Raw genomic sequence first — 22989 nt, 5'->3', positions numbered from 1 at the left:
CCAAGCCTCTCTATTGCGCCGGCTGTGTCTGCCCCGACCACGCGGGGGTCCACAACGCGAATTCCCTCAAAGTCACAGGCTATCCACCTGGTTTGAACCGTATAGAATCCGCGGGCGTTCTTCTGATCACGGCCCCTTTACGCGGGGATGATCATAAACGCAAACCTGTTACCGCTCAATTCGACAGATAAGCAGCAGTTTCAAACGAATTTGAACGAATTGTATCCGACATGCACGCTTCATTTTCCTATCGTACCGGGCGAGCAGCCGGTGTAAGCAGCACAGATGAATTCTGACACCTCCTTTGAGATCTTTCTGATCGCCACGCCGGGCCTTGAGGCACCTCTTTGCGCTGAGGCTCAAGAACTGGGCTTTGCCGATGCTCATCGTGTCGCGGGCGGTGCGGTCTGTCGGGGAAACTGGTCCGAGGTCTGGCGCGCCAACTTGATGCTGCGCGGGGCGAACAAGGTGCTTGTGCGGATCGGCGGCTTTCCCGCGGTGCATCTTGCCCAGTTGGACAAGCGCGCCCACAAGTTTCCCTGGGGCGATGTCCTCAGGCGGGGCATCCCCGTCAAGGTCGAAGCCACCAGCCGCAAGTCCCGCATCTATCACGCCGGTGCCGCGCGACAGCGGGTCGAGCGCGCGATTTCCGAAACGCTGGGTGCGCCGATCTCGGCGGATGCGTCTGTGCGGGTTCTGCTGCGGATCGAAAAAGACATCTGCACCTTCTCGATCGACAGCTCTGGCGAGCCCTTGCACAAGCGCGGCCACAAAGAGGCCATGGCCAAAGCGCCGATGCGGGAAACCATGGCGGCCATGTTCCTGCGCGAATGCGGCTATGACGGGTCCGAGCCGGTGCTGGATCCGATGTGCGGCTCGGGAACCTTCGTGATCGAAGCGGCCGAGATCGCTACCGGTCTGCGCCCCGGCCGCGCCCGCAGTTTTGCCTTCGAGTCTTTGGCGGGTTTTGACGACGCCAAGTGGCAAGAAATGCGCGGCGCGGAAACGGTGCGCGAAACGGACCTCACCTTTTGGGGATCGGATCGCAACGCAGGCGCGATCGAAGCCTCCGAGGCGAATGCAACACGGGCCGGGTTAGAGACCGTGACCCGGTTTCAAACCCGATCCGTGAGCGAGATCAAACCACCCGCAGGCCCACCCGGCCTGGTGATCGTCAACCCGCCCTATGGGGCGCGGATCGGTGATGAAAAGCGTCTGCGATCTTTGTACGGAAGTCTTGGCAAGGTTCTGATGACAAGGTTTTCGGGTTGGCGCGTCGGGATCATCACAAGCGTCCCGGGCTTGGCGCGCGCCACCCGACTGCCGCTTGAGCCGCCCGGCCCGGTGGTCGATCATGGCGGCACCAAAATCCGCCTCTACAAAACTGATGCGCTGCCCAAGGCGTGAAATCCGCGCGCGTCCGCGGGACCATCGGTTTCAGGCGCGCACGTCAAAATCCCCCTTGCACATCCAAAACCTCAGGTATAGATCACCCGCCACGGTCGGAGTGTAGCTCAGCCTGGTAGAGCACTGTCTTCGGGAGGCAGGGGTCGGAGGTTCGAATCCTCTCACTCCGACCAATAAATCCAGATACTTAGTCGGTTTTGTCATTACCCTTGTTAAGGCTCGGTCCGGATTTGATCCGGATTATGCGGCTTTTGAGGCGGGTTTCGGTGAGTCCAGCCCCCTCAGAAATCGAAAGGCCGCTGACTGGGCTGGCACCCGCGACAACGGCCAAATCGAAAAGTTTGCACAGAATGGATACCAGATCGCGGGCGTGATCGCAATCGCGGGAGGGGCCGATGTCTGAGCTTCTGCCCTTCTGCAAGATCAAGCTGCAATACATGCTGGAGATGGTCACCGACCACGAACTGGACGACAACGCCCTGCGCGTGGCGCTCTATCTGGCACTGGCACATGCCAATCATGAGACCGGCGAGAGCCGCCCGTCTTTCGAGACCATCGGCGCGGCAATCGGCAAGCACGCCAAGTCGGTCAAGCGAGCGCTGAACAAAGTCGAGGCGGCGGGTTACATGACCATCGAGCGCGGGACCAACAAGGGGAACGCGTCCCGTTATCGCCCGACCGACGCGGCTCTGAAACGAGCCACGGATCGCCGCCGGGAGCGGGACAAGGTTGTCCCGCTTAGCCGCACCAAAGGGGGACAATCCTGTCCACAAAGCGGGACAGACCTGTCCGGGAAAGGGGGACAGGATCGCCCCCCGAACAGAGAACAAGAACTTAGAATAGAACGAGGGCACGCGTCCGCGCCGGATTTGCTCGATGAAGGGCAATCCGGCGGAACACGCTCAAAACGAGCCCGGATGGCCAGCACCTGGTCTTCGTCCCGAGGGGCATCTGCTTTGTCCGGGACTGGAACGAGAGGCTGGCCAGGGAGGGTATGACCACGCTGGAACGCAGCCTTCCCCTGTCCCCGCATGAACATCACCTGGGATTCTGGCTTCCAGCGAGAACACCGGCCCCGTTGGGCAGCGCTGAGTGGCAGGACCAGCTCCAATTGCTCAGAGATTTGATCCGCGAGACGTCAGAAAACGCGGAGCACCGCCATGCGGTCTGAGCAAACAGCAAGGCGACCCATGTCATACGCTGGCGCGGATGACATGGGACCTTGCGAGGGGCGGCAAGCCTCCCCTTCGAACCCCACCGGCGCGGGCAAGCCCCGCGCGAAGGAGCCGCTGACAGAGACCTTCGTCTTCCGTTGCACGGCGACCGAGAAGGCCGAGCTGCGCGCCAGAGCCGAGGCCGCTGGCCTGCCCGCCGCGACGCTCCTGCGGGAGGCACTTGGCCTGACCGAGGCCCGCCGTCGCAAGCCCGTGCCGCGCGTCGATCCGGCGCTGGTGCTGGCCGTGGGGCGTATCGGCGGCAACCTCAACCAGATCGCGCGTTGGCTGAACCGGGCGATGCTGGTGGGTCGCACCGACCTCGACAGCCTGGCGGTTGCTCGCCGCCTGTTGGTGATCGAACGCCAGCTTGCCCAGCTCCTCGACGAGGCGCGGCGGTGCTGATCAAGTTCTTTCCCAACGGCAAGGGCGCGGGCGCCGGGCCGGTCGGCTACCTCGTGGCTGAGCGCGTGCTGGCCTACGATGGCAACCGTGACCTGATCCGCGATGCAGACGGCCAGCCGCTGACGGTGACGCGCGATCCCTTGCCCGAGGTGCTGCGTGGCGATCCCAGCCGCACCGAGGCCCTGATCGATGCGAGCCGTCACCAGTGGACCTATCGTGCAGGCGTGATCAGCTTTGCCGCCGAGGATGCTCCCAGCGAGGCGCGGCAGGCCGAGGTAATGGACGCCTTTGAGCAACTAGCCTTCGCCGGGCTGGACGGCGAGCAGTATGACATGCTCTGGGTCCGTCACGGCCACGAAGACCGCGTCGAGCTGCATTTCTGCACCCCGCGTCTGGAGCTGACCACCGGGCGCAGCCTTAACATCGCGCCACCGGGCTACCAGGACGCCTATGACAGCCTGCGCGACCTGATGAACCAGCGCCACGGCTGGGCCGATCCAATGGAACTGGAGCGCACCCAAGAAGTGCGTGACACCATCGAAGCTCCGAACCGCGCCCAAGGCCGCGACGAACTGCATGCGTGGATCCTCGATCAGATTTCCATGGGTCTGATCGAGGATCGTGCAAGCATGATCGAGGCGCTTACCGACGCGGGCTTCGACCTACCTCGTGCGGGCAAATCCTATCTGACCGCCCAAGACCCCGCGTCCGGCGAACGCTGGCGCCTTAAAGGAGAGATTTTTCATGAAGACTGGCAAGCCGACGCGGCTGAGCGAGAAACTGAACGTGGAGCTGGACACGATACGCCAAGACTACGCCGCCTCGATGGCATCCCAGCTGGAGAGCTTCAGAACCGATTTGACAGCCATTGTGAGCGACGCGCGGCGTACCATCGAGAGCGATACGCGTCACTTCCTGAACGAGAGCAGGAGCTTGTTCGAGACACGGACCGAGCAGATCAGGCGCTGGCTGACGATCTCTCCTTGGGTGATCTCAGGGCTGATCGTGACGGGGATCGCCTCGATGATGGCCGCGAGCTGGTTTTGGATGGTTCTGCTGACACGTTCGGAGCTGGCGGAACTGGGCCTGACGCGGATCGACCAAGGGGAACAGACCTGGCTGACGCTGGACCCCGACCAGACCGAGCTGAAGACCTGCACGATGGCTGGGAGGCCGGTCATTTGCATCAAGATCGAGGAGAGATGAATGACAACGCCCCTGACAGCCTTGGAACGCGACTTGCTCGCCTGCGTCGAGCGGTTGGTGACGGCCTGCGAAACCTCAGCCAAAGAATTGAGCGGATTAGAGGCACGCTCAACGAAGAGGCTGCAAGCCCAATTGGATGGTATCGCGGCCTGCACGACGTTGCTCATACGCTCGCAGATCGCGTCAATGAGGGCGTTGCGTGGCTTGCTGAACGAAGAGGCCACTTACAACGCGCTGGACACGAAGTTGAACGAGAGCTTGAGCTTAGTGAAGGCCGCCGAAGAGAAGCTGAAGCAGAGCTGAACGAATTGCAGATCGAACGAGGCCGCAGCCATGGTCTGGAACTTTAGCGAAGAAGGGAAACCAATGAGTTTTGCACACGACCACTTCACCATGAGCTATCATCAAGCCCGCGAATACGGCATCGACTATCGCGGTTTTGAAAAGGTGGCTTGCCTTCCAGAAGGGGTTCCGCTTATTGCCGTAGCGGGTGTCTGGGGCGACTACCAGAACATCCGCTGCTTGTTTGTGGACGTTGCTGGAAATGGCTACATGCGAAATATTCGTTGGTGGGGCGATAAAGGCTATCCGATCAAGGAGTTGGGTATCAATGCGAAGGAAATTGCCGTTGGACAGCAATTTCTCCTCGCGGAAACTTAGTGATTTCTGCTCGGCCTTCCCAGCACATCAATGAGTTTGAGTGTTTCCGATTACGAAAACTTTTGGTAATTCTGCAATGCTATGGCATGGCAAAATCAAATTACTTGGCATATTACAGTATTGCAAATCGTGTTAGAATGACATACTAAAGTATTACAATATACGTAAATATGCAAAACCATAGGTTGGCAGATGTCCGTATCAAGCGCAAAACAGCGGCAAGCCGAAGGCAAGATAAACCAGGCTAGTCAAGTGGCTCAGGCCTTCGCCAAGCCACTTGGAGGTTGGATCGCAACCTTCCAGGAAGCCATTGGCATGAGCGCACCAACGCTAGCCGAACGGCTAAGCGTATCCAGGAACAGCGTTTACAGCTCTATCCAAAAGGAAAAAGCTGGAACAATCTCCCTTAACCAGCTGGACAAGATGGCTGAGGCGATGGGCGGTAAACTGGTCTACGCGATCATTCCGCGCAAAGGAGCGGTCGAGGAGATCGTCATGGCGCAGGCTCGCAAGAAGGCCAAACGCATCATACAACGCACCCGCGCGCACATGGCCTTGGAAGAGCAGATCGAAGGCCTGCGCAGCCAGGAAGAGATGATTGAAGAGCTTGCGAAGGAAATCGCACGTGAGAAGCCGCGGGATTTCTGGAAGTGACCTTGGAACTGCACGAACCCACCGGCGCAACACCACTGACACCGGACGAGTTGCTTGGCCTTAAGGCCAAGCACATCACCACGCGCGGCGAGCTGAATGAGCTGGAGGGTGAAAACATTATCGAAGGGCTTACCTGGCTAGATCGGCGGCCCAAGTCATTTGAAGTTATGACCGACGATGCAGCACGAGAGGTCCACAAGCGATTGTTAGGCCAAGTCTGGGATTGGGCAGGCGTCTACCGCTTGACCGAGAAGAACATCGGCGTGCCGGTCTGGCACATCTCGACCGAGATGCGCACCTGCCTCGACGACGCCCGATACTGGTGCGACAACGGCACCTACGAGCCGCTGGAAGCCACCGCGCGCTTCCACCACAAACTGGTATGGGTTCACCCCTTCGCCAACGGTAACGGACGCTGGGCTCGGATCATGGCGGATGCCTACCTAACCACGATTGATCCGGACATATTCCTCGACTGGTCAGGCAGTGGGACACTGACTGCGGACGGTGACCACCGCACACGTTACATCGCGGCGCTACGGGCTGCTGATGGGTTTGATTTTGAGCCATTGATTGAGTTTGTGGGGTCGCTTAAGGCTGGGGGCGATATAGTACGCTAGCGCCGGAACGGCCATTCATGGTGTGCGCAGAGAAGGTCAGTTGCGAGCCCAACCTGCTCAATTGTTGAGACGCAGCGAATGACCGGTATTTGAGCGCGCTGTTCCTGAGACCCAGAACTCGTTACGCCTTGATTTTATCTGTTCGGCTAGAAAATCAACAAATAGCCGGACCCGTGCGGTGTTACGAAGATCGCGATGCAGCAAAAGCCAGATGCTCCTGTACGGAATCGGCTTTTGGAAGGGCGCGCGGATCAGATCAGGATGGCGATCGCCTAGATTGCACGCAAGATAAGCCATGCCGAGACCGGACGCCGCCAGTGTGATCAAAGGTACAAGTTCTGAAACACGATGCTTGAGCTGGGCTTTCGGATAATAACTGTCTTTGATCCATTTGGCCGTAGTGGCCTCTTCCGGCTCGTGCCAGCCGATGAAATGAATCCCTTCCCCGCCGTTGTCGCGGATCTTTTCGGCGTATTCTCTGCTGCAATATGCGGCTTGAGACATTTGAACCAGCTTTCGCCCCACCACGTCATCCGTCACCTCGCTGGCAATCCGCAGCGAGACATCCGCTTCGCGCCGTGTCAGATCACGGATATCATTGGTGAAGTTCATGTTCAGGGTAATATCCGGGTAGCGATTGGCGAAGGCGGTGAAATCATCCATCAGTGAAGTCATCGCCAGACCGTGGGGTAGTGTAACATAAACCGTGCCCGCTGGCTGCGCGTCCCGGCCAACAATCACCCGAGACGCAGCGGCCATTTCAGCCTCAACACGCTCTGCATGCGGCATCAGATCTTCGCCAAGCTGTGTCAGAACCAGACCTTGTTTGGAACGATCAAAAAGGCGGCTTCCGACACGGTCCTCCATAACCGACAGCCGCCGGGTCAGTGTCGTGTGGTTGACCTGAATGCTATCAGCGCCGCCTCGCAATGTTCCGGTGCGAGCAACAGCAAGAAAGTACTTCAGGTCGTCCCAATTGAGAGAGCGGCTTTCCTTGATCGACATGAATCCTGTGTTTCATAATTGAAGCACGGTGTCCACAACTACCCACCTACAGTTCATTTATTGGCCGTCCTACCTTGGGCCTGTCGAACTTAAACCCAAGGACCCTACCCGATGAACCAGATACAATCTGTATTGATCACCGGCACAAACGCCGGACTGGGCCGCGAGGCGGCCCGGCAGCTTGCGCTTCAGAAAGGGATTTCCAAGGTCTATCTGGCCTGCCGCAACCCAACCAAAGCCGAAGCTGCAAAAGTGGCGCTGGAACATGAAACCGGACGCAAGATCTTTGAAATCGTGCTGATGGATGTCACCGATCCGGCTTCGGTTCGCGCCGCTGTGGCTGAACTTTCCACCCCGATTGACGCTGTAATCCTGAATGCGGGTGGAACGGGCGGGCAGAACCCAAACAGCCTCACCAGCGATGGCGTAACCAACATCTTCGCAACAAACGTTCTGGGCCACGTGGTGTTGGTAGACGCGTTGCTTGAGCGTCAGTTGGTGACATCCACAATTCTATACGCTGGGTCCGAGGCTGCTCGTGGTATTCCCAAAATGGGTATGCACCGCCCCGACCTGTCCGATGGAACCGTCGACGAATTCAAATCGATCGCCGACGGCAGCAAGTTCGGACCAGAGGGTGACCCGATGCAGACCTACGGCTATGCCAAGCTAACAGCGACTCTCTGGATGGGGGCGATGGCGCGTCAGCATCCCCATATTCGCTTTGTCACCATGAGCCCCGGAGGCACTGCAGGAACTGCTGGCTTTGACGACCTGCCACTTATGAAACGCATTGTCTTCAAACATGTGGGCGGAGTGCTGATGCCCCTGTTCGGCATGATGCACAGCGTTGAGGCCGGAGCAAAACGGTATCTGGACGGGTTGCTGAACCCGGAATTCAAGACCGGCCACTTTTACGCCAGTCAAACCGGATACCCCACCGGGCCAGTCGTGGATCAAGCCAGCATCGACGGGGGGCTGTCAGACATCACCACTCAAGACAACGCAAACCAGGCGTTGCGTCAATTCGCCTGAAACAAAGGAGAAATGAAATGGAAACCACACTGAACATCTTCGTCATCCTCGCAACCCTCATGCTATCGGGCCTCGGCATCATGTCGATGTTTGCGCCCCGGCGTATGGTAGCAAACTTTGCCATCGAGCCGGTCGGCACCGCCGGACTCAGCACGATCCGTTCGGTGATTGGCGGGCTGTTTCTAGCCTCAGTGGCTTTGCTGGTGATCGGTATGACCACCGGGCAATCATTGGGCTATGTGGCTGTTGCGATCCTGATGGCAGTTGTTGCTGCCGGTCGTATTGTCGGAATTCTGGCGGACGGATTTGACAAGGCTGTTCTGCCACCGCTGGTCGTTGAGCTTGTAATCATCGCAGTATTGCTCTCAGCCTACTATCAGCTCTCCTTCTAATCGATTTTGAAACAGATGGATGGCGGCTAGTTCGAAGTCGCCATCCAATCGGCGCATTATCAAGCTCACGAGCGGACATTCGAGCAATTTCGGTTTTGTCCGCACAGCTGACCTTTAGCCCGAATTTTGAGCGATATTGCCCAACCAAAACCATCAGATGACCGCTTCGAGCCCAGAACGACCGATGCTGCGAAGAGAACCAACGGCGGCTTTGCAACTTAACCCATCGCGCGTAGTGTAAGTGCATGAACGAATTTCGAAACGCCCGACCCTCCGACTCTATTCGATGCTTTGAAATCGAGACCGCCGCCTATGAAGGCGACGAAGCGGCAACCCTCGAAAAGATTTCCAAGAGGATAGAGGTCTATCCCGATGGTTTTCTCATTCTCGAGATCGAAGGCGAAATCGTCGGCTTTATGAATTGCGGCTGTGCGTACGATGTCAAAATGTCTGATGAGGAGTTTAAAGAGCTTGTGGGACATGACCCAGACGCTCCAAATGTCGTTATTATGTCTGTAGTCGTTGATCCGGCGCAGCAGGGAAAAGGCCTGTCACGCGCATTGATGGTCGAATTTATTGGGCGCATGAAAAAGATGGGCAAATCCACGATCTATCTGATGTGCAAAGAACATCACGTTCCGCTCTATGAGAGATTTGGGTATAACTATCTACATCCATCGACCTCAGACCATGGCGGAATGACCTGGCATGAGATGTCTATGGAACTTTGAGCCGCTGGTTAGTTGAATCGCGCAAAGCAGACATTCAGCTTTGCAATGGGATAGTCTGCTTCGTCCCGCAAAGCTGACTTAAGCCCGTGTTTTGAGCGATATTGCCCAACCAAAACTATCAGATGACCGCTTCGAGCCCTAACCATCTATTTGTGACCAATTGACAGCGCGATCAGTGTTACGAAAGACACTTCTCTTCGACCTTTCGAGATTTTGAGTTTTTGTCGCTGGTTTTGACAGGGGTCAATTGTTGGCCTTAGGTTGCTTCTAGTGCGGCAGGTTTATTCTCGGTTTCAAAGGTATCAATATGACTGTCTTTGGTTGTGCGGACTACATACCTCGGTATTGGCAATCCGGCTCATTCGGTCAAGGACGTGTCTAATGGCAAATGATACACCAAAATCCGGTGATGGCCCCAGTATTCGCCGTAAACTCGCGGCAATATTCGCCGCTGATGTCGCCGAATTCAGCCGACTGATAGCACTGGATGAGGAGGCCACGTTACTACGACTTGCGGACCACCGCCGGTCGATGGATGCCATTATCGCGAAACATGGTGGCCGTATTGCCAACACTGCTGGCGACAGTGTCTTAGCTGAGTTCGAGAGCTCCGTGGAAGCCGTGCGAAGTGCCGTCGAGGTGCAGGAAGCGTTGCGCTCGAAAAACGAAGGAGTACCGGAAGACCAGGCTCTTCTTTTTCGGATCGGCATCAATGTCGGCGATGTGATCGCTCAAGGCGACGACCTTCTGGGAGATGGTGTCAACGTTGCAGCACGGCTTGAAGCCTTGGCAGAACCCGGCGGGATTTGTCTGTCGAGTCAGGTACGCGACCAGATCGATGGAAAATTGACCCTTGAGTTCGTCTCAATGGGTAAACAGCGATTAAAGAACATTCCTAAGCCTGTGGCGGCCTACAAGGTTGCCGGAGAACACGGCAAGATTTCGAGTTTGCTAAGTGCCTCTAATATTGTTCGCCGCCAGAGCTTGGCTTCGGCAATGCTGATAGTGGCGCTTATCGTAGTGGCAGGTCTGAGTGTCGCATACAAAAATTGGCCAGCCACAGAACCTGTGGCTACTCCTATGTCCCCGGTCATTGGAGAGGCCTACAACCAACAGGACCTTGACAATTGGGCAGCGAGGTCTGCCGCGACGAGAAATGTTCTTGAGCGAGCCTCTTTTGAAGGTCACGATTATGCACTGGTGCATGCTTGGGGGATAAAATGGATGGAGGCCGAAGCAGAAGCACGTGCGATGGGTGGTTACCTCGCTGCAATTGGATCGCAAGCTGAGAACGATTTTCTAGTGGATCTGGCTGCACAACAGGATGATGTATGGCGAATGCAAGACGAAGGTAGTAGATGGCAGCGTTTTGGACCATGGATAGGGTTTGTTCAAAGTGACCGGTCTCTGGAACCTGACGAAGGTTGGACATGGTCTAATGGCGAACCGGTTGTTTTTACAAACTGGTTTCGTCATCAGCCAGACAACTATGACGGCGTTGAGCACTTTGGAAGATTTCGGCAGTTCTCTGATCAGCCGGGGATCAAGTGGGACGATGCAAGGGCGGTTTCTACTGCCCGCGGGTATCTAGTGGAGTTCGACGCCCCTCCTAGTAATGATTGAAGCGCTGGCGGGCTTCGGGTCGATCTCTTGACATTCGCGCTTGGTTCACCGGCGTTTTATTGCGCATTACAATGGATGGCTACGAGCCCGAACCAAGCATTCGGCGTCTCGCCAAGCCTGCGCTTCTCCATCCCTCAATATCGTCCATAGATGCAATCTGAATGGATCCCGATTTGAGTTCCGTAGTATGGCTTTCGATCCACCCGACGCAGAGCCTTATTCAAAGCACGCACTTCGTTCGAAGCGCCCGAACTCGGAAAATGACTGAGATAAAGTGGAACCCAGGCCAAGTGAGTGCCCCACCCAGTCGCCCGGAAAATGCTGCGTGCCTGAGTGTCTGCGCCGGTCGTTGTTTCGAGCTTACCGGACCCAATCTGAGTGACCCGCACAGCGTGATATGAAATTGCCTGATGCAGGGTAGTTTTACCCCATTTTTTGGAAAAGATATCAATCCCGTTTCTATGTAAAACAGTGCCTGCGTGAACAATTTGGTGCATGACCTCGTTGTTCACTCTGATTTTGGTGTCAAAGTCAGGCCTAGATCGCAGATTTCTCAAAACAGGTTTTATTTGATTGTAGCCCTTTGAGAACTGGTTTTTGTCCCCAATCGCCGCACCCCAGATAAGCCTTGCAGTTCCGATTGCCGCCTTATGATCAGGGCTGTTGGCCCGCTGCGTGGAGTTCTTCAAGAGTTTTTGAACCCACGCGTTTATCTCCTTAATTTCTTGAGGTGAAATTGCGCCCGCAACGCGCAACTGGGCTACTGCGTAAGCCGTCGATTCTACAACAATGGCACTGACAAACGACGGGCTGGAACCACCAGATCCCTCGAAGTTCAATTTGGTAAATGCCCCACTCTTCGCAGCGTTCAACAACCGCTCGCGCATGGCCTGACTCCCGCCACGACCTGCCGCAATTGCGTTTATTCCGCGCGCGTTTCTATCTATGTATTCAATCGCGCTGCCTTTTGGATGTGGCCATTTGTGACCTTTGATTACCCTACTGTGTTGCTCGGGTCCGACAACTCCGATGTGGCTACTACATTTGCTCCGGCTTACAAAAGATCCTGTCCACAGTTGTTGAGCTTGAACTGAGGTCCAAAATATCGATCCAAATATCACGAAGGTCATCCGGATAAAGAATTTGTTGTTAACTATCATTGCTCACCACTTTCCCCACAGCTTCTCTACGCCTCCTAAATTCTGCGGCCACCCCAAGATTATAGCAAGTTGTTCACGATTGAATGCAAAGGCAGTTTTTTACGGCGAAGACGAATGACGGCTCTTTGTCCACGTTTTTCAAACCCTAGTGCCATGCGGCGAAAAGGTAACCTGGATTTGCAAGGTTCTAGTCCGATTGAGTGGCTGCTTTGGTGAATGGGATCGCGACGCAGTGGGAATCCTGCCGCGAATGCAAACCGATGCTGCGTCTGCGCAGGTAAAAATTCGAATGCCTACTTTGTCCGCATAGCAGTCTTTCGCACCTAGTTCAGCGAAGGTCCGAATCGAGCCCTAACCTGCTCGTGCTGCGACTTACATATATGTCCGCTTCCGTGAAGCTTACTAGAATGGCGCATTGTCAGCTTTATGCCTGCTGAGAATTGTCGTCATAGTATCGACAGCAAAAACACTCATCAAAAACCAACAGATTGACGACAGATCAAGGGAACCCCGCACGCATATAAACGATGATCTTCCAAAGGTCTTCTTCGCTCAGCGCTTCCTTGAAGGCTGGCATGTCTGTTCCGAAGCGTTCGCCGCCCTCGGAAATTGCCCAAAGAAGGTACTCGTCCCCCGACATCGGCATCTGAACGAACCATCGTAGGAGAGCGGGAGAGGGCGCGAGCGAACGTCCGGCTTCACCATCGCCCAAACCCTCAGCTCCATGACAGCTTGCGCAGTTTTCCGTATATAGCGTCTTGCCCTCCGAAACATTCTCGGGCGTTGCACGAATGGTGCTCCGAGCCCCGCGGTAGGCTGCGGGCACGTCCTCGTTCATATACGTCCAATGTCGTTGCATGCGCTGCTGCTGGCCAGGCCCCATATTGCCGTGCCCCCAACCACGCATGTGCTCAGACCTCATGTGGTTAGATCCCATTGGCCCGTGACCCCACCAATCTCCTCGTTGTTGTTGTGCGCAACCCACTGTAGCAATGGTGATAGACAGAACGCTTAAGGTAAGAGTGCGTAATCCAAGCTTCGTCATCTTCTCCTCCTTACTGTTTCCGCTCGATGAACGTCGCCTCAGGCCGCTTCGTAACTCTTGAACACCTCGGTGCTACCGTCCTTGAGGATCAAAAACACGTCGTAGGCCTCACGACGATCTTCCGGCCCCATCCCAGGGGAACCGTAGGGCATGCCAGGAACAGCAAGTCCAACAGCACTGGGTTGCTCCTCCAGCAGACGACGAATGTCTGCAACCGGCACATGCCCCTCGATCATATAGCCATCGATCTCGCCTGTGTGGCAGGACATCATTTCTTCGGGAATGCCGTTGTCCAATTTGTGGCGGACAAGCTGTGTTCCAAAGCTGCGCTCCTCGGTAATGCGAAAGCCTTCCTGCCGCAGGATGTCGATCCAAACCTGGCAACAGCCGCAGTTCGGATCCTTGAGAACACGGACGGAAGGCGTGTCTTGCGCAAACGCGGCAAATGGTACTGTGCTGGCAAAGCCAGCGGCGTAAGTCAGTACTTGGCGGCGTTTCAGGTTCATGGCGAGAGTCCTTGGTATTTCCAACTAAATTGAGCCGATTTCGTATCATTCGAGATCAAAGGTCATAATCCACGTCAAACATGCTCATGTTCGCCAACTTCCCGACGCTCGGCGAGCGCTTGGCGCACGATCTGGAAAGCAGAGGAAAGAAACAACGTTGCCATGACCGCCGCAACAATCAGGTCAGGCCAACCGCTAGCTGTGCCCCAGACGCCTAAAGCTGCAAACATAACGGCCACATTGCCAATGGCGTCATTACGCGAACATAGCCAGACAGAGCGCACATTTGCATCGCCGTCCTTGTAACGGACGAGCAAGAGAACACTTGCGAGATTGGTCATAAGAGCGAAAAAGCCAACGATGCCCATGATCTCGGCCTCCGGCACTCCGACATAGAACACCCGGTACACGGTCGATCCAAACACCCAAAGACCCATCAGCAGCAAGCTCACCCCTTTCGCCAGAGCGGCATTGGTGCGTGCACGGATTGAAGCCCCGATCACTGCCAGCGAGATACCGTAGGTCAAAGCATCCCCAAGGAAGTCTAGAGCGTCGGCCTGAAGTGCCTGAGACTTTGCATAGTGACCGGCAGTCATCTCGACGACGAACATCACCGCGTTCAGAGCAATGACAATCCACAGCCTCCTTTTGTAGTCGTCTGATACGCCGTCGAATTTGGCGTTGTGTCCGCAACATGCTGACATTGGGAAGCCCTTTTTGTATCTGTCGTGACCATAGTGTAGTGTCTCTAGTTACTAGAGGTTCAAGAGGTATTTTCATGTTTTCTATCGGGGAGCTTTCCAAGCGCACGAAGGTCAAAGTTCCGACTATCCGCTACTATGAGGAAATGGGCCTGCTTGCCGCACCAGAACGCACCGAAGGCAACCAACGGCGCTACGATGTGGCAGGGCTAGAGCGTCTCAGTTTCATCAAGCATGCACGCGATCTTGGTTTCTCAATTGAAGCGATCTCCGAATTGATTGTGCTTCAAGGCCACCCGGATCGTTCATGCCAAGCCGCAACGGACATCGCCGTCTCACAACTTTCCGAAGTAAGAGCAAAGATCAAACGACTACGGGCTCTTGAAAAAGAGCTGGTTCGGATTTCGAAGGGCTGTGATGACGAAGGAGTGTCAGAGAACTGCTATGTGCTCGCGTCTCTTGCCGATCATAAACTCTGTCACCACGATCACTAAACTATGAGCGGACATTGCTTTAGTCCCAGCGAAAGACTGTTTTGTCCGCATCTTACCAGTTCGCTCCTGTTGAAGCGAACGGCAGGTGTACGATTATGGCCCTCGCTCTGTTAAAGTCCCCGTACCAGCTAAATGATACGCGTCTGAGGATAAAATCTGTGGTCAGAAGGAAAAAGAGCACCGCCGAAGTCTGCATTCGTGCCCGTCAAATCCTGAACATGATAGTGTGACGACTCGGTGAGCACTGACCAAAATTCTTCGAGTCTGGCATGTTCGCTCCCACCGGTGTATTTCCAGTGCGCGACGAACTCGTCGATCTGTGGGGCTTTGCTCATGTGAAGTTAGTTGTTCGAAACGGGAATGCGCTCAGTTAGAAATTGTTCGAAGGTGGCGGTTTCGACCGCATATGCGCTGGTATCGCGCTTCCGGGTAATAACCTTTTCGATCACGGCACACAGGCCAAGAATTACCATGCCCGGGAAGAACCAAAGCCCCGTCGCCAATGGCATTTGCTCACTGTAGAGCAAAGTTTGGAGAAGAGGCCAAATCAAGAATGGCATGGCAGCCAAGGCTGACCACTTGACTGGTTTCATCTTTTCCTCGGCTTCCGCAGCCAACCGGGCATGAATCTCGACCAAATCGCGCTCCCATGCTAGGAATTCGTCCATGACTTGGCCAGCGATGTAGTGGTCACAACGGCAATAATCGCGTGTGATGTACTCAACCTGTCCGCAGGCTGCGCAGCGGACCGCATTGATACTATCCGCTTTCGGGCGCAGGTGTTTCTTCTGACCTTCGCGATCGGGGACTTCTTCAGCCCCGCAGACGCCTTCGAGCAGGCGCTCTGTATCCTGACCAAGCCGCAGCTTTCGCGGGCGTAGTTTCAGCACTTCATCGGGAAATTCTTCATTCAACATCAGCTTACAAGCCTCAATACGCTGTCGATCCTTGTTGTGTCCGGTTCCCCGCCTTCAATCGTCAGGGCATCGGTGTTCAGGAACTCATCGAAGAGAAAATCGATGGCATCCCACTTCTTTTCAGGGGTCACAGTCAGCCCGCGTTCATTGATCCGGCGCTCGACTGCGATGCCGATCTTACGATAGGCGGCGGCGATCTCTTCGTGCCTTCGGCTCTTGCCATGTTCCGAGTCGCCTTCGAGCATCCAGAGCGGATCAACGTCGAATTCCTCGTAGACTTTCAACAGTAGTGAAGCCGTCAAATCCCGCTGGCTGCGTTCATAGTACTGGTATGCGCTCCGACTGGCGCCAAGGCGCTGCGCCATCTCCTCTTGGGAGAGGCTTGCCATGTTTCGCACAGCCGCAAGGCGATGTCCCAAACCGGGAACTGTCATAGAAAACCTTCTTAATGGTTGCATTGACCACGATACTGGTTATATGAATCACATATGACCATAAATCGTGTCAACACGCTCGATTCACGTAAGATCAGCGTATGTTTGTTTCATTCTGAACGCAAAATGAAATTAACTGCCTCGATTTGTGAGCAAAGAGTTTGAGGAGGTGAAGCGTGGAAAAGCTCTTGGAAACCCCGAAAGAACTGGCCGAGCGCGTTGGCATTCCTGTGTCCAATATTCGCTACCTGATCCGCGAAGACATGCTGGACCACATCTATACGGCCCCTGGGCGTAGAAATCCGAAAATCCCTTCCGGCGCGTGGGAGCGGTACGTCGACAATTTCACGGTGAAAACATGCCCAGAAAGCCATCCCCGCCGCGCCTCGAGCGCGACCGCAAGCGTCCGTCCGAGGGCAACTGGTACATCTACTGGACCGAGGGGGGACGCAGCCGCGAGCACTCGACTGGCACTGGGGATCGCGACCAGGCTGAACTCTACTTCGCAGAGTGGAAGCTAAGGCGCTTTAGGCCAGATCGAGCAGTCGAGCCTTACGAATTCTATGTGGCCGACGCAATTTCGCACTACCTGGCAAAACGGCTTGATTACGTCTCCGATCCGGAGCGCTTGGCCAATGCGGCCAAGCCGATCATCCGATTTTTCGACGGCTACGCCGTTGGTGACATCAATGATGCGCTCATCAAGGAGTATTGCCAGAAGCGACGAAAGGGCCGGGGTGAAAAGGGTCTCAAGGACGGCACGCTCAGACGAGAACTCAGCCTGTTGTCGACCGCTATCAGGCGCGCCGAAGAAGATCAGCTGATCACGCGCAGGATAGCCGTTCGACTTCCACCGAAGCCCGAAGGTCGAATCCGGTTCCTGACGTGCGATGAAGCGATAAAACTTATAAAAGCCTCGCGAAGCTTCGATACCCCTTTGGAAGATGGTGTGCCGACGGAGTCAAAAACCGAACACCTGACCCTGTTTCTCCGTATCGGTTTACTGACGGGCCAGCGGAAGGAAGCGATCCTGTCCTTGCGTTGGTCCGATATCGATTTCAACAGCAACATCATCTACTGGAATCCGGTCGGGCGTCGACGGACCAAGAAAGAGCGCCCGAGCTCAAGGTTGCCCGCGCGCCTGAAGAAACACTTGTTGCGCAGGCGGAAGCGATTTCCGGAAGACGAATTCGTTGTCACCCATCGCGGCAAGTCCCTGCAGAATATCAAGCGTGCGTTTCGATCCGCCGTTGTAGCGGCTGGCCTCGAAGGTCAGGGAGACCGGAAAGTCGTGCCGCACACTCTGAGGCACACTTGCGCAACCTGGCTCATGCAGAAGGGTGCGCCAAAGTGGGACGCCTGCGGCTTTCTGGGGATGACCCTCGAAACGCTCGAAAAGAACTACGGGCACCACCACCCAGACCATCAGCGCGGGGCGGCGGATGCCATCTGACATCCGGATCATTTCCGGAAATAGACCATCACAAACGTTAACAAAGGAGCAGTCAAATGACAACGCATCATAATAAATACAGGGGGTTAGGCTCCGGCCTGATCCTTCGGGAGGCAGGGGTCGGAGGTTCGAATCCTCTCACTCCGACCAGTAAAATCATTTAAAATAGATAGTTAGTAAGGTAATCAGCTCGGTGATTGCCTTTCCATATAATGTTGGGCAGCACCTAGGTAGCACGAGTTTTGCTCATTTTATCATATAACCGAAGCATTGGCACTAAGTGGCGACTACGGCATTGAGGGGGAAATTAGTCACTTACCGACAGTCTTTGTTGAAAATTGAATTGAAAGGTCGCAGTATGCCTTCCTTTGATGGCTGTTTCGCGTGTCTGTTTTTGTTCAATCTGGAAACGATCTAGTTTTATGAGTGCTGATATTCTACCTGCGATACCGACACGTTTACTTCGTTCTGCATACTCTAAAGGCAAATTGGTTCCTTGGGTTGGTGCAGGGTTGTCGAGTGCAATTTTGGGCCAAGGCAGTGCTGGGCGGTTGCCGGGATATCGCGGTATAATCGAATACCTTTGCGAGGAAGCTCTAACAGCAGGTTTGATCGACGCCGCGCAGGCTGCGAGTGTGAACGACGCGTTGGACGCCAATGATTTCTTAGCTGCCGCGGCAAGTGTGCGAGCGAGCATACCTACAAGCCAGTTTAGTCAAATGATGTGGAAACGGCTTTCCATCGAGAGGCCTAAGACTTCACAGCACCATTTGATGCTCAATCTGATGCAATTCCCAATATATCTGACCACGAACTACGACTGGGTGTTGGATGATATTGTAAGGCCCAGGCCAAAGGTTTTGACATATCGCGATCATGAGACTTTGGAGGCGTTGGTGGCCGACGAACTCTCTGCCCCAGGTGAATCCCCTTTCGTGTTCAAGCTGAATGGTGATCTTTCGGCTCCGTCTACAATAGTTCTAGGTCAGGCACAGAAAATAGGTCTCTACGACAAGGAAACGGAGCTTGGACGTGCTCTGAGGGCGGCCATCAAGACACTGATGAGTCAGTGCTCAATTCTCTTTTTAGGGTATTCGTTTGATGCCCCGAGTTATCGAAAGATGATCTTGGAACTTGGAGAAGAATTGGGCAGTGAGTGCCAACCGCACTTTGCTGTGCTGCCTAAAAATGAAGTGAAAAAGATTCCGGAACTGGATGATCTGTCCAGGAAGTCTCGGTTATCTGTGTTTTCCTTTGAGCTGGACAAGAACCCACCCGACGGGGATGAATACCGTGAACTATGGCAGTTTCTAAGCCAAATCCCAGAGAGTGACGGACACGCATCTCTGACCATTGCACCTGAATCTGTGAACCGCTCATTCTTCCTCGTTAAGCGACGGCCAGAATATCTTGAAATGCAAAACGCATTTGAAGCAAGATCGACGGGTTTCAGATTTCTAACACCCACTCTGACCAATGCCTTGGCGACACCAGATTTTTTAGACAAAAAATCTCCAGAAACCTTGGAAAAATTCAAAGGCAAGGAAGGAATCGGGGATTGGGCAAAGTGGAAAGATGACGTGATTGACCAGATGAAGATGCGGGCCGCAACTTTTCGCCACAGAATGGACAATGGCGCAGAAGCACGCATTCTATGCTTTGAAGAAGATACACTTGCAGCAGTCAAAAAGTTGAGCACGGAAAAGGACCGTGTGTCGCTCGCGCGGTATCGTCTTTGTATGGACCTTCACGACATTGAGCATCAGGACATTGAAGTTCGGTTTATTCCGGGCACTTCAGAGTCACGCAGTCTTATGAGCTATGCCTCATTAATCCGACTAAACTCTAACCTCACAACGGATGTTGCCGTAGCATATGCATCACAAGCAACGACATCTGAGTTTGACGCGCATGTTTTTGAAGTTAACACAGAGTTTTCCCGTGACATGCTTGCAATCTTCGAACGGGAATGGGCACGCTCGTTGTCTTTAAATGAAAGTCTTGCAAAACTGCGTAACGCCCTCCGAATTGCAGAAGAGCGATTTATTGACTGAGTGCTGATATGCTTAAGAACTTTCGTAAACACCAGACATTCTTTTGGGGGCAGTTCATAGCTGCACTGGGGGTTTGCGCTGTTTTTGTGACGATCCTAGTTGCAACCCCTATGTTCCAGGGACATTTGAGGGACTACCCCTACTACTTCTACGAGTCGGTAGTGATCATTGCCTTAGTTTGGGCAATCTTTCGATTGTATTCGGCTACATCACATGTCGAGTTTCGAGTTAGAGGGACCAAGATCGATGTTGCAATTGTCTTTGGTGATATTTTTAAACAAAAAGGTTCAATTGTTGTCCCAGTGAGCCCTTACTTCAGGCATAGGCTGAAAGGTTCTCACAAAGGGCAGGTCAATCCAAGAAGCGTTCATGGACAAGTGATTGAGTTATTTTCGAATGCCTCGGATTTTTGTGACGCACTAGCATCAGCGCTGTCCAAGTATGAGAGCATCAGCGGCGGTAATCTAACTGAAGAGACGGCGGCTTACCCGATCGGAACAGTTGCATCGATTCCACGCTCTTCAGCTGTGGCGGGCCAAAGTGGCTTTTTTCATCTGCTTGCGATCACTGAAGAAAACGAAAAAACGGGTAAGACCTCAACAAATTTACCAATGCTCGTCTCTTCGTTAAGCAAAGCGCTCGAGCAGATTACCGCCATGGAAGAGGCACAGAACCTTGTGGTTCCGTTGATTGGAGATCAACACGGCCGCATTGCCCTCGAGGAGGAGAATTTACTCGATATTATTGTCGCGGTAGTGTCCGAGTTTTTTCGTCGCGCTGGTGGCAGCCATACAGTGACAATCGTTCTTCACAAAAACCTACAAGGTAAACTCAAGCTCTATAATGTTCAGCGCGAATGGGCTTGAGGGTTCAAAGCGAAACTTCCTGCCCAACGGTCAAAAGGATTACATTCCTAGAGGTGAACTGGAAATCTGTGCTGCCGTAGTGCGAGACAAAGAACTGTGTTTCGGGAGCACTTTTTGCAAATTCATCAATTTCGTCCAATGCGGCATGGTCTCCGCTCGGTCTATCACGACCGTGCACAATGGCTATCGGTGCGCTTGAAACCGCATCATAAACATCTTTGTTGAACCTGCTATCGGCAGTCCAACCCAATATCGGGTTGCCATTGACGTAAAGAACGAAGCCGTAACATTCATAAGCATGTTCTGACTTAAACAGGTAAAACTTTAGATCTCCGTATTCGATGGGCGTTTCCGTGTCGCCCACAATCCAATCGATGTCTTCATCCGGGTCGACATTCACACTCGGCAGTTCATGCAGCCTATGTTTTCGAACAATCGAAAGAACGGACCTATGTCCCAAAAGGCGAACACGTGCGCCGCGCTGAGTTGCAAGAAACACAGGCAAGTCCCCTGTATGATCGCTATGGTTATGCGAGATGTAGATCGAATGAGGGATTTCTTTTCCCAGGAAACCCACCGCAGAACGCCCGACACCAGCACCCATATCGAGCAATAGGAGTGGCTTGTTGTTCTTCTTAACTACGTATGCGGAACTTGCCTCGCCCGAGGCAAAATTCGTAGCACCACGCCCAATTCCAAGACACTGAACCGAATACATTCGCCAAGTCTCCATAACTTTTGAGTAGCTTAGCTGGGTTTCTATGAGGTCACCAATGCCCAACAGCTCTTTTCTACAAATAATTTCGAAGGGCGACTGCTTGTTTGAAAGCCGCTCGAAATATTAATGATGTTTTTGTTGACATGCTGTGCTGTTCATGCAGCCTATGGCTGTTGAGTGATACGCATATGCAATCTAAGGTTTTCAACGCGAGACATGTTTGACGATTTGTTTGGGCATAGTAATGATAGAAATTCTCGATTAGGGGCCGACGTTGCACCTGTTAGAAAAGGCGCCAACTGGGCTTTGATACCAGCAAAGAGCACTCTGTCGTGAGGGATGTAGGCACATTTACCCGCTTGAAGAGCCTTTCTATTTCTCGTGCAAGGGCTCTGCCTATGTTTGCAAGGCGGATATTCTTTCAAGGGGAATTTATTGTGCAAATAGTGAATTTTATCCGTTTTATTTTCTTACATGGAAGAACTAGTTTCATAAATTTCCACATGACTTGGTGGTCAAAGGTTATTCCAAAATTGGTGCTTGTTTTGGCTGTTTCACCACTCTCCGCAGGTACGCTGGAGCACCCGAATTTCGAAATAAGATTTCTTTCAAAGGAAAGGGTAGAGGAGTTCAAGGGGAATCTCTTTGAGTTAAATGAGCAGGGTAAACTACTACGCGGATTTAGGAGCCATCCAAACGACCCTATTGACTATTCGGTGTTATTAAAAAAAGAAGTCTTGGCGGAGGATTTCGCTAAAGCTTCGTTGGGGTGTCATGATTGTAAGCCCGATCCCTTTTTGTGGAAGGGTTGGAGGATTAGCTATGGAGTTAGTAGGCAAAACAACAATGAAATATTGAGATTCATATTTTCCGCTAGCTCGGATATCTACGAGGTCTTTGAACAAGCTCAAATTTCCCTGGATGCCACCTCAGAATTGAATGGGGCCAACCTAATTGTGGTTTTTGGGGAGAGTGATTTTCTGTTTTCAGAAGCACAGCGATTGAAAGACGGCGAGGGTATCGAATACTATTCGACGCTCAATTCAAACAACAGACAACAAACGAAAGATGGCGCTGGTGGCCTTTTTTTAGATACGAGTTGCAGATTTTTTTCATACGAAAAAGGCTCACTCCGTAAAGCTTACGCGTACCTGACCCCAAAAGACATCAACACTTGCTTCACAAAACAGCTTCTCCTGGCTGCTGGATTGAAGCCATTTGATGGAGTTACTCCCAGTGTTCTGAATACAAACGTAAACTATACTAAGGCCACCGTTGCCGACTTATTGTTCCTTCGGATTCACTACTTCTTGGGAGGTGAGGAATTCGAAAAATTCGATGCTTACAAAAGCGCGGCGTTGGACTTGATAGAGATTGACGATTTCGTTGATCAACTGAGGTAGAAATCTAGTGGTACAACTGAAAAGAGGTCTCAGAACCAAGAATGAAGAATATAGTTTTTTGTTTCTTTGTTGAGAGAAACCATTTGAAATTCCATTTAGGTTTGGATGCATAGTTTCTCAAACTCCGTGGAAATTATTATCCTCTACTTACAATATGACAATTCAGGTTCGCCCATCTATGTCCAGAGATAGCTATGAGCAGCCTCATCTGACTGGTCCAACCTGATTGTTAGTGCATCGTCGGCTTGTTATCCATTGGGATGATGGTTTCGGGTGCTGGCGGGCG

The 22989-nt window shown here is 53.4% G+C and carries 24 protein-coding genes and 1 tRNA gene; 17 read left to right on the top strand and 8 right to left on the bottom strand.

Annotated elements, in window-relative coordinates:
• The first annotated feature begins 285 nt into the window (after positions 1 to 285).
• The 8 genes from ACR0AG_RS10925 to ACR0AG_RS10890 all read left to right on the top strand — a co-directional run bounded on the left by ACR0AG_RS10925 (position 286) and on the right by ACR0AG_RS10890 (position 6166).
• Positions 286 to 1407, top strand: a complete 1122-nt coding sequence (locus tag ACR0AG_RS10925) for a THUMP domain-containing class I SAM-dependent RNA methyltransferase (protein ID WP_480838700.1) — start codon at positions 286 to 288, stop codon at positions 1405 to 1407.
• Between the two features lie 96 nt (positions 1408 to 1503).
• Positions 1504 to 1580: transfer RNA gene (locus tag ACR0AG_RS10920), tRNA-Pro, on the top strand.
• Positions 1581 to 1802: 222 nt separating this feature from the next.
• Positions 1803 to 2405: a helix-turn-helix domain-containing protein gene (locus tag ACR0AG_RS10915; RefSeq protein WP_480838698.1), complete on the top strand. Its 603-nt coding sequence runs from the start codon at positions 1803 to 1805 to the stop codon at positions 2403 to 2405.
• Between the two features lie 192 nt (positions 2406 to 2597).
• Positions 2598 to 3026, top strand: coding sequence for a plasmid mobilization protein (locus tag ACR0AG_RS10910; protein WP_260026622.1), 429 nt, complete (start codon positions 2598 to 2600; stop codon positions 3024 to 3026).
• 53 nt (positions 3027 to 3079) lie between these two features.
• Positions 3080 to 4582, top strand: a complete 1503-nt coding sequence (locus tag ACR0AG_RS10905) for a relaxase family protein (RefSeq protein WP_480838696.1) — start codon at positions 3080 to 3082, stop codon at positions 4580 to 4582.
• On the top strand, positions 4566 to 4892 hold the full coding sequence (locus ACR0AG_RS10900) for a hypothetical protein (protein ID WP_480591108.1): 327 nt from the start codon (positions 4566 to 4568) through the stop codon (positions 4890 to 4892). The genes ACR0AG_RS10905 and ACR0AG_RS10900 overlap by 17 nt, the downstream gene beginning before the upstream one ends.
• Before the next feature lie 192 nt (positions 4893 to 5084).
• Positions 5085 to 5546, top strand: a complete 462-nt coding sequence (locus tag ACR0AG_RS10895) for a helix-turn-helix domain-containing protein (protein ID WP_170417143.1) — start codon at positions 5085 to 5087, stop codon at positions 5544 to 5546.
• Positions 5547 to 5548: 2 nt separating this feature from the next.
• Positions 5549 to 6166 (top strand): mobile mystery protein B, encoded by a 618-nt coding sequence (locus ACR0AG_RS10890; RefSeq protein ID WP_480838693.1) that lies wholly within the window; start codon positions 5549 to 5551, stop codon positions 6164 to 6166.
• Between the two features lie 57 nt (positions 6167 to 6223).
• On the opposite strand, the gene ACR0AG_RS10885 is transcribed toward ACR0AG_RS10890, so the two are convergent.
• Positions 6224 to 7171, bottom strand: coding sequence for a LysR family transcriptional regulator (locus ACR0AG_RS10885; RefSeq protein WP_480838691.1), 948 nt, complete (start codon positions 7169 to 7171; stop codon positions 6224 to 6226).
• Positions 7172 to 7282: 111 nt separating this feature from the next.
• Here ACR0AG_RS10885 and ACR0AG_RS10880 point away from each other — a divergent pair, with 111 nt between their 5' ends.
• The 4 genes from ACR0AG_RS10880 (at position 7283) to ACR0AG_RS10865 (ending at position 10952) form a co-directional block, all read left to right on the top strand.
• Positions 7283 to 8206, top strand: coding sequence for an SDR family NAD(P)-dependent oxidoreductase (locus tag ACR0AG_RS10880; protein WP_480838689.1), 924 nt, complete (start codon positions 7283 to 7285; stop codon positions 8204 to 8206).
• A gap of 17 nt (positions 8207 to 8223) precedes the next feature.
• Entirely contained in the window at positions 8224 to 8598 is a 375-nt protein-coding gene (locus ACR0AG_RS10875; protein ID WP_480838687.1) for a DUF4345 family protein, read from the top strand.
• Positions 8599 to 8843: 245 nt separating this feature from the next.
• Positions 8844 to 9329 (top strand): GNAT family N-acetyltransferase, encoded by a 486-nt coding sequence (locus ACR0AG_RS10870; RefSeq protein WP_480838685.1) that lies wholly within the window; start codon positions 8844 to 8846, stop codon positions 9327 to 9329.
• Between the two features lie 381 nt (positions 9330 to 9710).
• Positions 9711 to 10952: an adenylate/guanylate cyclase domain-containing protein gene (locus tag ACR0AG_RS10865; RefSeq protein ID WP_480838683.1), complete on the top strand. Its 1242-nt coding sequence runs from the start codon at positions 9711 to 9713 to the stop codon at positions 10950 to 10952.
• Positions 10953 to 11086: 134 nt separating this feature from the next.
• Here the strand turns inward: ACR0AG_RS10865 and ACR0AG_RS10860 are convergent, their stop codons facing one another.
• The 4 genes from ACR0AG_RS10860 to ACR0AG_RS10845 all read right to left on the bottom strand — a co-directional run bounded on the left by ACR0AG_RS10860 (position 11087) and on the right by ACR0AG_RS10845 (position 14367).
• A complete protein-coding gene (locus ACR0AG_RS10860; RefSeq protein ID WP_480838681.1) occupies positions 11087 to 11839 on the bottom strand; it encodes a hypothetical protein in 753 nt (250 codons plus the stop codon).
• 772 nt (positions 11840 to 12611) lie between these two features.
• Positions 12612 to 12950, bottom strand: a complete 339-nt coding sequence (locus tag ACR0AG_RS10855) for a c-type cytochrome (RefSeq protein WP_214646850.1) — start codon at positions 12948 to 12950, stop codon at positions 12612 to 12614.
• A gap of 245 nt (positions 12951 to 13195) precedes the next feature.
• Positions 13196 to 13663, bottom strand: a complete 468-nt coding sequence (locus tag ACR0AG_RS10850) for a DUF411 domain-containing protein (RefSeq protein ID WP_170417767.1) — start codon at positions 13661 to 13663, stop codon at positions 13196 to 13198.
• 74 nt (positions 13664 to 13737) lie between these two features.
• The gene (locus ACR0AG_RS10845; RefSeq protein ID WP_170417770.1) at positions 13738 to 14367 is read right to left on the bottom strand and encodes a cation efflux transmembrane domain-containing protein; all 630 of its coding nucleotides are present in this window, start codon (positions 14365 to 14367) and stop codon (positions 13738 to 13740) included.
• 74 nt (positions 14368 to 14441) lie between these two features.
• On the opposite strand from ACR0AG_RS10845, the gene ACR0AG_RS10840 reads away from it, so the two are divergent.
• On the top strand, positions 14442 to 14858 hold the full coding sequence (locus tag ACR0AG_RS10840) for a MerR family transcriptional regulator (protein WP_170417773.1): 417 nt from the start codon (positions 14442 to 14444) through the stop codon (positions 14856 to 14858).
• Positions 14859 to 15199: 341 nt separating this feature from the next.
• Here ACR0AG_RS10840 and ACR0AG_RS10835 read toward each other — a convergent pair whose 3' ends face one another.
• Together ACR0AG_RS10835 and ACR0AG_RS10830 are read right to left on the bottom strand one after the other, a co-directional pair.
• Positions 15200 to 15775 carry a hypothetical protein gene (locus tag ACR0AG_RS10835; protein WP_480838678.1) on the bottom strand — a complete coding sequence of 192 codons (576 nt, stop codon included), beginning with the start codon at positions 15773 to 15775 and terminating at the stop codon, positions 15200 to 15202.
• Positions 15775 to 16209, bottom strand: coding sequence for a helix-turn-helix domain-containing protein (locus ACR0AG_RS10830; protein ID WP_480838676.1), 435 nt, complete (start codon positions 16207 to 16209; stop codon positions 15775 to 15777). The genes ACR0AG_RS10835 and ACR0AG_RS10830 overlap by 1 nt, the downstream gene beginning before the upstream one ends.
• A gap of 358 nt (positions 16210 to 16567) precedes the next feature.
• On the opposite strand from ACR0AG_RS10830, the gene ACR0AG_RS10825 reads away from it, so the two are divergent.
• From ACR0AG_RS10825 to ACR0AG_RS10815, 3 genes are all read left to right on the top strand, one after another.
• A complete protein-coding gene (locus ACR0AG_RS10825) occupies positions 16568 to 17662 on the top strand; it encodes a tyrosine-type recombinase/integrase (RefSeq protein ID WP_480838674.1) in 1095 nt (364 codons plus the stop codon).
• 422 nt (positions 17663 to 18084) lie between these two features.
• Entirely contained in the window at positions 18085 to 19716 is a 1632-nt protein-coding gene (locus ACR0AG_RS10820) for an SIR2 family NAD-dependent protein deacylase (protein ID WP_480838672.1), read from the top strand.
• An 8-nt stretch (positions 19717 to 19724) separates the two neighbouring features.
• Entirely contained in the window at positions 19725 to 20582 is an 858-nt protein-coding gene (locus ACR0AG_RS10815; RefSeq protein ID WP_480838670.1) for a macro domain-containing protein, read from the top strand.
• Between the two features lie 4 nt (positions 20583 to 20586).
• Here the strand turns inward: ACR0AG_RS10815 and ACR0AG_RS10810 are convergent, their stop codons facing one another.
• Positions 20587 to 21300 carry an MBL fold metallo-hydrolase gene (locus ACR0AG_RS10810; RefSeq protein ID WP_480838668.1) on the bottom strand — a complete coding sequence of 238 codons (714 nt, stop codon included), beginning with the start codon at positions 21298 to 21300 and terminating at the stop codon, positions 20587 to 20589.
• A gap of 332 nt (positions 21301 to 21632) precedes the next feature.
• Between ACR0AG_RS10810 and ACR0AG_RS10805 the strand changes: the two genes are divergently transcribed.
• Positions 21633 to 22703, top strand: coding sequence for a hypothetical protein (locus tag ACR0AG_RS10805; RefSeq protein WP_480838666.1), 1071 nt, complete (start codon positions 21633 to 21635; stop codon positions 22701 to 22703).
• Positions 22704 to 22989: the final 286 nt, after the last annotated feature.

The organism is Ruegeria sp. H6 (assembly GCF_056532975.1).
The sequence above is the reverse complement of the archived record's forward strand: the minus strand, read 5'-3'. Positions and strand labels throughout refer to the sequence as shown.